We start from the raw sequence: 12,734 nt of genomic DNA, 5'->3' as shown, positions 1-12,734 counted from the left end.
CGGTGTCGACGTGGCCGAGGTCCGGCCGCGGCGCCAGCGGGCTGAGGTGGAAGACGAGGAAGGCGGTCTCGTCGCCGTCGTTGACGATCCGGTGCCGGGTGCCGATCGGGATGAGCACCCCGTGCTCGGCGGGGAGCGTGGTGTGCTCGCCGTCGAGCCGCGCGACGACCTGCCCGGACACGCAGTACAGGAACTCCTCGGAGTACGGGTGCCAGTGTTCGCTGACGAACTCGCCGGGCCGCAGCGTCAGCGTGCCGAGGAAGCCGGACTTGGCGCCCACCGTCGCGGGGGACAGCAGCGTGCGGATGTCGCCGCCGCGGCGGCGGTTGGCCGGGACGTCGTGGATGGAGAGCACCTTCGGCGCCACTTCCAGGTTGTTGGTCGTCAGGGTCATCGCTGTCTCCTCGAACGTCTCGTGGACCGCCCGGAGCCGCCTGCTCGGCGTCCGGGCCGGGGCCTGACGGGCCCGGCGCTGTCACACGGAATTCGCGCGGAATTCACAACGGGCGCCGAGCCCTGGCCGGGGCTGGTTCAGACCTGCTGGGGAAGGGCCTTCGCGCTGCGGGCGGCCAGCTCGACCTTGTCCCGGATGACGCTCATCTCCCGCCGGGTGTTGTTGTTGATGTTGTTGGTCATCCACTCGTCGTCGACCGGCGCGTCCGGACGCATGTGGAAGTCCTGCGTCCAGCGCATCCTGGTGCCGGTGCCCTCCGGTTCGTAGGTCCATTCGATGTTCATGAACTCGAAGGGGCCCGGTTCGACGCGGCGGGCCCGGACCTGGTGCTTCTCCGGGTCCAACGTCCGTTCCGAGACCCAGCTCCAGACCTTCCCGTTCGCGTCCGGGTGCATTGTCAGCCGGAATCTGAAGGTCTGGTCATGGTGCTCGAGAATCTCCACCGAGGCGTACTCGGTGAAAAGATCCGGCCAGTCCGCGAGACTGTTCGTGATCGTCCAGACCAGATCGATGTCGGCGTCGATCCAGATCGAGTTCTCCGTGTGCCCGGCCATGGCTCTCCGTTTGATTGACGATGTTCCGGTCGAGAAAGGTGTCGCCGCTGGTTCAGCCGGCCTGCTCGGCGTACTCGCGCGCGCCGGCTCCGGGCAGGTGTGCCACCACGGTCCCGGCGGCCGCGGAGAAGCTGGTGCGCAGCGCGTGCAGCCGCTTCCGGTGCCCCAGGTGCTCGGGATTGCGCTGGAACTCCTGGTACGCCTGCTCGTTGGCCCATTCACCGAATATGTAGTAGGTGCTGGGATCGTCCGTGGAGCGGACCAGCCAGGCGCCGAGGTTCTCCGGCTGCTTGGCGGCGTCCGGGGCGACCTGCAGCCAGGTCTCCTCGAACTCGCGCTCCCGACCAGGTGCGATCTGCTGCGTAAGAACAATCCGGAAGGTGCCGGAAGCACTCATCGGGTTTCTCCGTTCGGATGTCTGCGGTCAGGTTCAGGGCCGGCGCGGGACACGGCCCGCGGCGCTGTTGCCGATATGTCCGGACCGGTTCGTCGTCCGGGCACGCGTGCCATCGGACGATGAAGACCTGAAAATGACCGGTTGCGTCCGTCCGACGGCTCCTGAACGCCCTCGGCCGGATGCCTCCCGGCGCCGGAGCCCGCCGGAGCCCGCCGGAGCCCGCAGGGGCTCCCACTGGCAGGCTCCGCCTGTACGGACGTGCCTCCTCGGCCCTGGAGCGTCCTCGGCCCTGGAGCGTCGGTCAGGCGGTCGCTACGTGCCCGGTCCCGGCCGGGGACGGACATCGCGTGGGCGGACGGCTGCCGGCGCAGCCGCGCGTTCTCCCTGGTCGCATGATTCTCGCTGTCCGGTCGTGAATTCCTGTCGGATACGGGATGAATCCCTGTCGGATGCGGCGTGAATCCGCCGGTCCGGCCGCCGGTCTATGCGACGTCCGCTCTGACAGCGCCGTTGATGGCGGTGAGGATTTCGGCGAAGGTGTGGTCCTCGGGCGGTTCCGCCGGCAGTTCGACGCCGAAGGTGTCGAGAACGACGGTCTGCAGGTGCAGGTAGGCCAGTGAGTCCACCCCGGCCTCGGCGAACGTGACGCCAAGATGGCCGGGCCGCTCATCGGCGACGAGCACCGTGCGTTCCACGAGGAAGTCGAGCAGCTGGTCAGCGGTCCACTGATCCGCCATGGTTCTCTCCTTTGTCCTGGTGACCCGGTTTCCGGGCGGGCCGGTCCGCGGCCCATGAATAGAAGTTCCGGGCCATCGCGTCGCGTGGGCTGCGCCAGGTGTCCGGGTCGTATGCGGTGATGTGTCTGGCGAGTTTCGTGTTGACGTCGACGAACAGCGGGTGTCCGCGTACGGCGGGCAGGGCGGGCGCCACGTCGTCGGCCGCCTCGATCAGATGAAAGTAAAGTCCGTGGAAACTGAAGAGGTCCCGCCGGACAACACCCAGCAGATGAGGCAGCTCCCCGTCGTCCGACTCCCGGAAGATATCGGCGACCGCGGGTTCGTCGTCAGCGCTGATACGGGCCACGATGAGAGTACGGTGCGTCATCCGACGGCCCTGTTCCGGGCCGCCGGAAGCCGGCCGGAGAATATCGACACGCCTGCTCCCTGACAACTTGAAGAAAGGACGGGCAAGCATGCCGCACCGTCGGCGTCGATGGTGCGGAGGCTGTCCGCGCAAGTCGGTGGCCCGACGCCGTCGTCGGTGGTTTCGGTATACGGGCCGGTTGGGCGGCCAGCACCCAGCCTCGTCCGCTCGGGCGCCGCGCAGGCGTCACCTCACGAAGGCTGGGGCCTGGCCGCCGCTCCGGCCCGTCTCCCTACGGAAGCATGAGGTATTGGGACTGTCATGTCTTGCAGTTGGCATGGCAGGAACGTGTAGTGGCAACTTGGTGCCAATGGTGTGGCCAAGTCGATGCGAAAATGCTATAACCAGTCTTTTTTCGCCGCGAGGATGCCGGCCTGGAACCGGCTGCGGGCACCCATCCGTCGCATGAGATCGGCGATCATGCGACGGACCGTTCGTACCGACACGCCGAGGTGCCGGGCGGCGGCCTCGTCCTTGGCTCCGAGGCTCAACAGCCTCAGCAGGAGGCGTTCGGAGTCGCTTGGAGCGGAATTGTCAATCTGTTGTTTTTTTGTCTGCGAGGGGCCACCGCCCTGGTCGGGCTGGCCGCCCTGAGCGACCAGGCCGGCCAGGCTGGCCAGGCCGGCCGGGCCGGCCTGGCCGCGAACGCTGGAGAGGCCAGGGCCGTCACCCAACGTGGCCTGGCCGAAGGCGATGTGATCGAGGCCGGTGTGCCGGAGCCCGGCCTGGCCGAGCTCGCCAGCCCGTTCCAGGGGCCGCGCGGTCTTCCAGAGCTGGTCGAACAGCATCGTGGCCAGGCCTGTCAGCGCCGGCTCCCGGAGCAGCAGCGCGCAGCCGTGCTCCTCGCCCGGGCCGGATGTCAGCAGGAGCAGGGCGGTCTCGCGGTCGACCATGGCCATGTCCGCCAGCGGGGCGTCGGCCACCCGCAGCTCCAGGCCATCCGCGTCGACGGCGTCGCAGCCGGCGGGAGCACCGTCCTGTGGGGCCGGGCGCGGCTGGATGGCGCGCACGACGACCCCGCGGCCAAGGGCCTGCAGCACCGCCTGGGTGCACTCCGCTGTCATGATCGATGACTGCCAGGGCCGGGTGTGCAGAACCAGCAGCTCCCGTTTGGCTCGGGCTACGAGATCGAGCAGCTGGTCCGCGACCGCTTCCACGCCCTTCAGCCGCACGGCGTCGACAGCCGGCTCCGGCTGCCGCTCCTGCTCCTGCATGTAGTCGGCGACCAGCACGCTCACCTGCATATGAGCGCGGATGAGTTCCTCCTGTTGGCGGATGAGCCGATCGTGTTGCTGTCGGAACAGCTGTTCGAGAGGGATCTCGGGATGGACGGCGACCAGCCGGTCGGGGCTCTCACGGGAGGGCACCAGCAGTGAGAGCGCGACGAGCCTGTCGCAGGCCTGCCGGACGGCGCCCGTGGGACATCCAAGGGCGCTGCTCACCTCCTCGGCGCTCATGTCCTTCCGGCGCAGCCACATCCGGTAGGCGGCGAGAGCGATGCCATCGATGCCGAGAAGATCGAACATCGTCATCAGGCACGGCCTAGTCCACGCGGCTGCCGGCCCTGGGGAGGCCCCGTTGTGCCTCCTCGCTCGTGACCACGTCGAGGGAGTGACGGACCAGCGCGACCAGGGCCTGCCGGACGGACTCCCGCCGGCGCGCGTCGCAGAAGATGATGGGCCGGCGGGGGTCGACGTCGAGCGCTTTGCGGACCTCGTCGAGCCGGTATTCCCGGGCGCCCTCGAACCGGTTGACCGCCACCAGGAACGGAATATCCCGCTCCTCGAAGTAGTCGACCGCCGGGAACGAGTCGGCGAGCCGGCGGGTGTCGACCAGGACGATGGCGCCGATGGCACCGAGAACCAGCTCGTCCCACATGAACCAGAAACGGTCCTGGCCAGGTGTGCCGAACAGGTAGAGAATCACGCTGTCGAGCAGCGTGATCCGGCCGAAATCCATGGCGACCGTCGTCGTGGTCTTGGTGCTGACCTGGGAGGTGTCGTCGATGCCGAGGCTCGCCGAGGTCAGTGCGGCTTCGGTCGTGAGCGGGGGGATCTCACTGACCGTCCCGACAAAGGTCGTCTTTCCGGCGCCGAATCCGCCGGCAATTATGATTTTGACCGGGCTGGGTGCCGGGCTGGGTGCCGGGCTGGTCACCTGGCTGCCGACCGTGTGCGGTCTAGAGGGTCTGTAGTCCATCGAGCACCTTTTCCATCAGCGCCACGTCGGGACGCTCGCTCGGTCGGGCTGGGCGGGTGACGCGTACGAGACCGGCATCGATCATGTCGCCGACGAGAACACGTGCCACCCCGACCGGCAGGCTGAGCTGCGCGGATATTTCCGCGATCGACTGGATGCTCTGGCAGAGCAGCACGATGTTCCGTTGTTCTGGATCAAGAGTTCGGACCATCGCACGCCCGTGCTCCGTCGTCGACACCAGAGCCACCAGCTCCAGCGCGCGATTGGCCGCCGGTCGCGTCCGGCCGCCGGTGACGGCATAGGGACGGACGACCGGACCTGCGTCGTCGTCGTACCACTCCTCGTCCACCGGTCCTCCTGATCAGGGCTTGACAGTAATCGCTGAAGTTCGTCCTGCTGGAACTCGTCCCGTGAAAATCGTCTGGTCGAAGAATCCGCCGGCGGCGGTCGGCGGCGGTCGGCGGCGGTCGGCGGCACCGTGCCGGAACCCGGCCCGACGACGACCGTCCGGGCCGGGTTCCGGCGGGAGCTCGCGCGGGTCACAGCAGCGGAACCCGGGCCGCCGCCAGGATTCCGGCTCGCTGTCAGCGAGGCAGCGCGGCCTGCATCTCGGCACGCAGCTCGGGGGTGAGGAACTCGCCGACACGGATGACCAGCAGCGCCATTTCGTAGGCGATCAGACCGATGTCGGCGCCGGGCGTGCTGAGAATGGCCAGACACGACCCGTCGCCCACCGCCGTGACGAAAAGAAATCCCTGTTCCATCTCGACGATCGTCTGGCGGACACTGCCGCCGCCGAAGAAACGGCCGGCACCACGAGCCAGGCTGTTGAAGCCCGAGGCGACCGCGGCCAGCTGGTCGGCGGTTGTCCGGTTCATTCCGTTCGAGGTGGCGAGCAGGAGGCCGTCCGCCGACAACACGATGGCATGGGTGACCTCCGGGACTTTCCGCGTGAGGTTGTTCAGCAGCCAGTTCATGTTCTCGACCGGGCCGATGTGGCGCATTACATCACCCTTTTCGCGTCGTCACCGTTCGGGTTCGGTCCCTCCTGCAGACCTCGGCCGAAGTTGGTCTGGAAGGAGGACATCATGGATCGGATCTCGTCCGGTGACCGCGTTCCGCTGAGGAGCGACGGCGGCACGGGGCCGTTGGTGGGTGTCCCCCTGAGCTCAGGCGCGAGGCTGGCCCGCCGCTGCCGTCTGGGCAGTCCCGTCTCGTTGGGCTGCCCGGGCGGGGCGGCCGGCGCGGCCGACGCCTGGGAGAACCCGGAGCCGGCACCTGGGAACGGGTCCGCCGGGGGGGTGCTCCTCCTGCGGCTGGGCAGGGCAGGCTGTCGCTGCGCGTCCAGCGGCTCGGCCCACCGGTCCTCTGGCTGCGGCCAGCCGGAGGACGCGCTGGGCGCGTCGTCCCAGCGGGCGGAGGCAGGCGGCGGTGGGGCGGGGATGCCCGAGGGCTGCTCGGCCCAGGCGTTGGGCTCGAGCGCCAGGTTGGAGCGCGGACGCTCCCGTGGATGGTCGTTCCCGGCGCTGCCGCCGGCGCCGTTGTCGATCTCCCCGTCGCCGAGCTGGTCGGATTCGGTGACGAACCAGCTTGAACGGATCGTGGGGAAGACCGGCAGATCGTCCATGAGCGGCCAGTCCTCGCCGCCACCACCGCTACCGCCGGCGCCGTTGCCGGTGGGCGCTATCGGTGACGCGCTCATCGACAGCAGCTCGCTGGTGTCGAAGGAGCCGGCGAAGGGGATCGGGCCGCTCAGCGGGTCCGGATCGTCCATGGGGATCGGGTCCCGCAGTGAGAGCGGCTTGCCGATGGCGAGCGAATCGGTGAACGCGGCCGGGTCACCGAGGTCGATGGAAGCGTCCAGCGGCGCGTCCAGGGAGGCGCCCAGCGGTATGTCCAGGGCCGGCGCCTTGACCCGCTCGGGCCTGGCCGTGGCCGGTGCCTCCTGCGGGGCGTCGTCGATCTCGCGCAACAGGTCGCTCGGGACCAGGACGATGGCCAGGGTGCCGCCGTACGGCGACGGCCGCAGCCGGACCTGGATGTCGTGCCGCTGGGCGAGCCGGCCGACCACGAACAGGCCCAGCCGCTCGCTGGTACGCAGGTCGAACGGGGGCGGGTTGCTCAGCCGCTCGTTGATCTCGGTGTATTCCTCGTCGGTCATGCCCAGGCCGCGGTCCTCGACCTCGATCACGGATCCGTTGGAGACCTGATGCCCGGACACGTGCACGGGGGTGTGCGGCGGGGAGAAGGAGGTGGCGTTCTCGATCAGCTCCGCGAGCATGTGGATCACGTCACCGACGGCGTGCCCGCCGATGGCGGAACCGGCGATCGGCAGCACCTTCACCCGGGTGTAGTCCTCGACCTCGGCGACCGCGCCACGCACGACGTCCTTGATCGGGACTGGCCGCCGCCAGCCACGGGCGGGCTTCGATCCGGAGAGCACGATCAGGTCCTCGGCGTGACGGCGCATGCGGGTCGCCAGGTGGTCGAGCCGGAACAGCTCGGCCAGCTCGTCCGGGTCGGTCTCCTTGCGCTCCAGCGCGTCGATGACCTTCAGCTGACGGTGGATGAGCGCCTGGCTGCGGCGGGCGAGGTTGAGGAAGGTGTCGCCGATGCTCTTGCGCATCGCCGCCTGCTCGACGGCGGTGCGCACGGCGACCTGGTGGACGGTGCCGAACGCCTCGCCCACCTGCCCGATCTCGTCCCTCGTCCCGATCCGGACGGGGAACACCTCGGTCTCGACCTGGACCTGCTCGCCGCGGTGCAGCCGTTCCACGACGCTGGGCAGGCTGTCGTTGGCCACCTCGAGGGCAGCCCCCCGCAGCCGTCGGAGCTGACGGATCATGGGGCTCGCGACGAGCAGCGAGATGCCGATCGACGCGGCCAGGACCAGCGCGACGAGGAGGCTGCTCAGCCAGGCGCTGCGGGTCGCGTGCGAGGCGATCGCATTGCTCTCCTTCGTCAGGTCGGCCGCGATCAGGTTTTCCACCAGGCGGAACCTGGAGATCTTGTCGGCCATGGCTTCCAGGACGCGCTGGCCGTCGAGGGTGATCGGCTGGTTCATCTGGGTCGCGGACACGATGGTGTCGCGCGTCTGGGAGACGCTGGTCGCGACCGGCCCGACCGTTTTGTCGTAAAAGTCCTGTTCTTCCTGGGATGCGATGGTACGGAACTGCGCGATCCAGGCATCCTCGGCACCGGCGTTCGCCTGCACCTGTTTGATGACCGCGACATTGGTCTGGTGGAAGAGGATCACCGAGAGGCTGCCGCGTTGCTGGGCGGCCGCCTCTCTCGCCCGCGACACGCTGGTGAGGGCGCCGACATAGTTGATCAGTTTGGCGTTGTCGGTACCGGCTCCCACCTGGGCGATCAGGTCGAGCAGATTGTTGATGTTTTTGTTGAAGAACTCCGCGTTCTTCACCCGGTCGGTCTGCCGCTGGTCGATCGCCTGCCGCTGGTCAGGGACCTGGTCGAGCTGACGCTGGATGACGTCCATGGCCGGCCGTAGGTCCCTGGTCACGCTGCCGGGGAGCCTGGTCGCATCCTGTTGGTAGGTCGTGATGGCGACGTCGGTCGGGCCGCGCCTGGCCCGCATCTCCTCGAGGCTCTCGCGGAATTGGCTGCCCACGACCGCGGACGAGGCATAGCGTTCCTGCTGGAGGGCGTCAATAAGATCGTTGACTTTGGTTGAGAAGGCTGCGAGGTCCCGGACCCGGCTGCTTGCGTCGACGCTCGCAAGGTCGGCGCGCACCTGGAGGGCGCTAAAAACGGTCAACGCCACCAGCGGGAGGATGAGAATGGCTACCAACTTGGAGCGGATTGGCCAGTTCTGGAGCATCCGATCCTCTCCTTCGACGCAGTGTCCTGACGCCTTGTCGGGGCGAGCGTTCTGGTTCGGCGTTCCGCGTGCCGGCTTACACCTCGACCCACGGTGAAGACCGTGGCCGCGGCTCTTTCCCCCTGGGCGGGACAACTGTACCCGGGCTATTAAGCACGCCTGGAACAGGGGTATAGAGGTCGTGGGGAAGGGGCTCGAACCGGATCAATGGTCGATCACCGGCCGACCGTCCGGCCATGGTCCGGGCGGCCCGCCAGCCGGCTCCGGGATAGGCGCAGATGATATTCGTGATGGATTGAACGGCCCGATGATCGACGTTCGTCGTTGTGGCTGGCGGGCTGTGAAAAGGCTGCTCGTGGGAGGGTGTGTGTTTACGGATTGTGGCTCGGTAGACGGCCGAGTTGAAAGGCGGTGGACATCGAGCTGTACCGGGAATGGTCCGGAATCTGTCCCCAAACTGTCCCGGCCGCCCGTGACCGGCGGGTTGGGGACCGGAAACTGCAACAACCAGGTGTCCTTCGGACCACTACCCGGTGCCGGTAACCGGGAAATCACTGCCACGGTCACCCGCCGGTAGTGGGCCGGCGTTGATGGTGCCGGGACGGGCGGCACCGGTCAGGCGCCCGCCACCCCGCCGATCATTCCGACGGGGTGGACCGGGTCCCGGCCCGGGCTGTCACGTGGGCGCCGTTGGGCACCGCGCGCGCCTCGCCGCCCGCCCGGACAAGGGGATACACGGCGAAGTAGTAGGTGGCCCCGTCCCGCGGGTCCCGCAGGTGCCAGCCGCCTCCGATCTCCAGGCTGCTGTTGGTGACCTTCGCGCGCCGGGCGGCCGGGTCGTCCGGCCCGGTGGGGGCGGTGTCGTGCCGCCACAGCACGCGGGCCTCGGTGATGCCCGGCGGCATCTGGAACGTCAGAGTGATCGTGTTGCCGTGGTCCACGGCCCGCAGCGCCCGGATGTGCGGCCCCGGCTGGTGCCGGATGGAACGGCCGACGACCGCCCTGTGCTCGGCGATGCTGATCGGTGTGTACACCGTCGGATCGGCTGCCGGATCGGCCGTCGGGCCGGGTGCCGCGGTGTCGACCAGGCGTCCACGCCGGCTGGAGCCGACCAGGCGTTCCCGTCCCCGCAGGGAGGCGGTGGACAGCTCGTGATCAACAGGGCCGAACGGTTCCGGCTCCGCCACCGGCCGCGGGCCGTGCTCGTGGCCCGCCGGGCCACCGCCGGGGATCTCCCGCACGGATGCCTCGGCCTCACCCCCGGCCCCGGCTCCCGTGCTGGTTCCCGGTCCGGCTCCGGCCGCCGGGCCGGGCGAATCCGCCGGTGCCTCGGTGGCATAGACCCGGACCAGCGCGCCGGGCACCGTCGTCCACCGCAGGACCGTCGTCCCGCCGCTGTCGTCCACCTCGAGGTCCAGGACGGGCCGGGGCCGCCTGACCACGGTCACGACCACATCGACCCCGTTGGTGTGGGCCAGCGCGCCGAAGGGATCCGGGTAGGACACCCGCACCCGGTACCGGTAGGTCGCCCCGGTCTGCACGTCGCGGTCGACATGGCGTCCGCCGGTGGAGCGCAGGCGGCGGGCGGCCCCCCGGAACGGCGAGGACTCGTCGAAGGCCCGCTCGATCAGCACGTCGTCGTAGCCCGCGTCGAGCTGCCAGGACAGGGCCACACCATCGCCGTCCATGTGGGCGCGCAGGTTGGTGACCTCCGGGACGATCACCAGCGGTGGGGTGCGGACCGGTTTCGACCGTCTGCCGCCAGCCGTCGACATCACCTCGTGCCAGACCGTCACTCCCCGGGGCACGCCCGCGTCGGACAGCTCGGTCGAGCCGGTCGTGCCCAGGCTGCGCTCGAACCGCCCGCCCGGCGCGCTCGGGTCGGCGACCACCCGCAGGACGCGGAAGGCGACCGGCCCTGACGAGTGCGGCGGGGTCCACCGCAGGAGCACCGCGCCGTTGTCCTCCCTGGCGGTGAGGTTGGACGGCGGCGCGAGCGCGCCGGGCTCGCTGGTCCCGGTGGGGCCGTTGGCGTCAGCGGCGCGGTCGTCGTCGGCGCCGGCGGGACCGGCGTCCTTCGGCCGTGGGCGGTCCGCCCCGTCCACAGCGGCGGTGCCGCTGCCTCCGGAGGAACCGCTGCCTCCGGAGGAACCGCTGCCACTCTCGTCAACGACGGTGCCGCCGCTGCCGACAACGGTGCTGCCGCTGTCGGGGATGGTGCCGAAGGAGTAGCGGGTGCCGACGTCGTCACGGCGGACGATCCTTGAGTGCCCGCCGTTCTGCGTCCCTGTCGATGTCCCTGTCGATGTCCCGGTCCGCGCCGGGGTGGGCGGCGTGCCGCCCGGCCGTGCCGCGGCGATGTCCGCCAGCAGCTGGCGTGCCTGCCGCGCGGACATGCGCACGCGCGGGTCCTTCTCAAGCAGGCTGGTCAGGACATCGACCAGCGGGCCGGCGAGCCTGGTCGGCGTCGGCGGCTGGAACAGGATCGCCGCCACCATCGCCGCGAAGGTCTCCCGGTAGAACGGTGGCCTGCCCTCCACCGCGAAATAGAGGGTCGCGCCGAGGCCGAACAGGTCGGCCTCCGGGGTGGCGGGCTCACCGTTGAGCCGTTCCGGCGACATGTACGAGGGCGTGCCGAGCACCCCGGTGACGGTGAGGGCGGAGTCGCTGTCCCGGGTGGCGATGCCGAAGTCCGTCAGCACCACCCGGCCGTCCGTGCCGATCAGTACGTTCGAGGGCTTCACGTCCCGGTGCAGGATGCCGAAGGCGTGGGCGGCATCCAGGGCATCGCTGATCGCGACCCCGACGCGGGCGACCTCGGCGACCGGTAACGGTCCATGGCCGCGGACCAGTTGGAGCAGCGACTGGGACGGCACGAGCTCCATCACGATCCATGGCAGGCCGTTCTCGACGACGACGTCGAGGATGGTCACCACGTGCGGGTGGCTGCGCAGTCTCGCGGCGTGCCGGGCCTCCCGCAGCGCCCGCTCGACCCGGTCGGCGCGCTCGGACAGGTCGAGGCCGTCCTCGAGGTCGATCTCCTTGAGCGCGGCATCGGTCAGCAGCACTTCGTCGAAGGCGCGCCAGACCGTGCCCATTCCGCCGGCGCCGAGCCGTTCGATGAGCCGGTACCGGCCGGCCACCAGGCGGTTCACCTCTGGAGCGGCAGCCACGTCGCCCCCTCCGTGATGTTTTCGTACCGCGTTCTCCCAGTGCAGCATGCCACTTGGGCCGGGGGCCGGTGCCCGTGGCGTCGCCGGGCCGTCAGGTGCTCCGAGGCCGCCGGCCGGAAAGCCGGGCCAGCAGGCCCGGCCGGGAAGCCCACCAGGTGTCCCCGGGTGGCGGCGCGGCGGTGGGGTGGTGCTTTAGTGGTCGGTGAACCGGTGCCGGCGGCCCGACCGCCGTGGTCACCGCGGTGACCTCTGATGCCGCTGCCGCACAATGGTGACCATTCGTCATTACTGCCGTTCTTGCTGTGACTGGAGGTGTCAATGGGCCGGGCCGGAATGCTGCCGCGCCGCCGGGCAGCGGTGGCCGGTGCCATGGGCGTGGCGCTGCTGCTCGCCGGGTGCGGCGGGGCTGCCTCCGATGACGCGCCCGCCACCGTCCCGGATGTGCCGGCGACCGCGGTGACCGATGTCGGGGCTGGTGCGGGCGCGGGCGCGCCGCCGGCCGGCCTGCCGACCGACCTGGTGCTGCCGAGCCAGACGGCGGCGGCGTCCGCGCCGCCTGCCCCCGCCGTGACGACCGGTGTCGGGGCGCTGCGGGGGACGCTTGTCCCCAGGCACTTCCCGTTCCCGAAGGATGCGGTTCCCCGGCTGGTCAGCGCCGAGGCGACGGCGACGACGGTCGCGCTCAGTGGTGTGACCGCTGACGACGCCATCCGGTACTACCGGCAGTCGATGCCTTCCGCCGGTTACACGTTCCAGCAACAGAACGTCGCCGACGGACAGACAACGCTCACCTATACCGGTTACGGCCAGCGGGTCCAGGTGCACGCCGGCGGCGCCCGGGAGGTCACGCTCGCCTTCACCGGCGCGTAGGGCGCGTAGGGCGCGTGGGCCGCGTCCGCAGCGGTATGTGGTCCCGCCGGAAGGAATCGGGGCCGGGGCCGGGACGGCCGGAGCCGGGCCGCGGGCCGTGGCCGGG

General features: G+C 69.9%; 12 protein-coding genes. 1 reads left to right on the top strand and 11 read right to left on the bottom strand.

Features of this window, described 5'->3' with window-relative positions; translation table 11 throughout:
- The 11 genes from AC5LSR_RS03480 to AC5LSR_RS03430 form a co-directional block, all read right to left on the bottom strand.
- Window positions 1–394: cupin domain-containing protein (locus tag AC5LSR_RS03480; protein WP_250280898.1), on the bottom strand; the 394-nt coding region annotated here is incomplete at its 3' end.
- 137 nt (window positions 395–531) lie between these two features.
- Window positions 532–1,008 (bottom strand): SRPBCC family protein, encoded by a 477-nt coding sequence (locus AC5LSR_RS03475; RefSeq protein ID WP_250280901.1) that lies wholly within the window; start codon window positions 1,006–1,008, stop codon window positions 532–534.
- A gap of 52 nt (window positions 1,009–1,060) precedes the next feature.
- The gene (locus AC5LSR_RS03470) at window positions 1,061–1,405 is read right to left on the bottom strand and encodes an antibiotic biosynthesis monooxygenase family protein (protein ID WP_250280902.1); all 345 of its coding nucleotides are present in this window, start codon (window positions 1,403–1,405) and stop codon (window positions 1,061–1,063) included.
- A 482-nt stretch (window positions 1,406–1,887) separates the two neighbouring features.
- The gene (locus tag AC5LSR_RS03465; RefSeq protein ID WP_250280904.1) at window positions 1,888–2,142 is read right to left on the bottom strand and encodes a phosphopantetheine-binding protein; all 255 of its coding nucleotides are present in this window, start codon (window positions 2,140–2,142) and stop codon (window positions 1,888–1,890) included.
- Window positions 2,120–2,509, bottom strand: coding sequence for a TcmI family type II polyketide cyclase (locus tag AC5LSR_RS03460; protein WP_250280906.1), 390 nt, complete (start codon window positions 2,507–2,509; stop codon window positions 2,120–2,122). Before AC5LSR_RS03460 ends, AC5LSR_RS03465 begins: the two co-directional genes overlap by 23 nt.
- Window positions 2,510–2,886: 377 nt before the next feature.
- A complete protein-coding gene (locus tag AC5LSR_RS03455; RefSeq protein WP_250280907.1) occupies window positions 2,887–4,080 on the bottom strand; it encodes a LuxR C-terminal-related transcriptional regulator in 1,194 nt (397 codons plus the stop codon).
- 10 nt (window positions 4,081–4,090) lie between these two features.
- Window positions 4,091–4,747 (bottom strand): GTP-binding protein, encoded by a 657-nt coding sequence (locus tag AC5LSR_RS03450; protein WP_250280908.1) that lies wholly within the window; start codon window positions 4,745–4,747, stop codon window positions 4,091–4,093.
- The gene (locus AC5LSR_RS03445; protein ID WP_250280909.1) at window positions 4,728–5,096 is read right to left on the bottom strand and encodes a DUF742 domain-containing protein; all 369 of its coding nucleotides are present in this window, start codon (window positions 5,094–5,096) and stop codon (window positions 4,728–4,730) included. The genes AC5LSR_RS03450 and AC5LSR_RS03445 overlap by 20 nt, the downstream gene beginning before the upstream one ends.
- A 235-nt stretch (window positions 5,097–5,331) precedes the next feature.
- A complete protein-coding gene (locus tag AC5LSR_RS03440) occupies window positions 5,332–5,751 on the bottom strand; it encodes a roadblock/LC7 domain-containing protein (protein WP_250280910.1) in 420 nt (139 codons plus the stop codon).
- Complete coding sequence (locus tag AC5LSR_RS03435) at window positions 5,751–8,585, bottom strand: sensor histidine kinase (RefSeq protein ID WP_250280912.1); 2,835 nt, start codon at window positions 8,583–8,585, stop codon at window positions 5,751–5,753. Before AC5LSR_RS03435 ends, AC5LSR_RS03440 begins: the two co-directional genes overlap by 1 nt.
- A 638-nt stretch (window positions 8,586–9,223) precedes the next feature.
- Entirely contained in the window at window positions 9,224–11,758 is a 2,535-nt protein-coding gene (locus tag AC5LSR_RS03430; protein WP_250280915.1) for a protein kinase domain-containing protein, read from the bottom strand.
- A 318-nt stretch (window positions 11,759–12,076) separates the two neighbouring features.
- On the opposite strand from AC5LSR_RS03430, the gene AC5LSR_RS03425 reads away from it, so the two are divergent.
- The gene (locus AC5LSR_RS03425) at window positions 12,077–12,628 is read left to right on the top strand and encodes a hypothetical protein (protein ID WP_250280918.1); all 552 of its coding nucleotides are present in this window, start codon (window positions 12,077–12,079) and stop codon (window positions 12,626–12,628) included.
- The last annotated feature ends 106 nt before the right edge of the window (window positions 12,629–12,734 follow it).

It is taken from the genome of Protofrankia sp. CiP1_Cm_nod4, assembly GCF_982290645.1.
The sequence above is the reverse complement of the archived record's forward strand: the minus strand, read 5'-3'. Positions and strand labels throughout refer to the sequence as shown.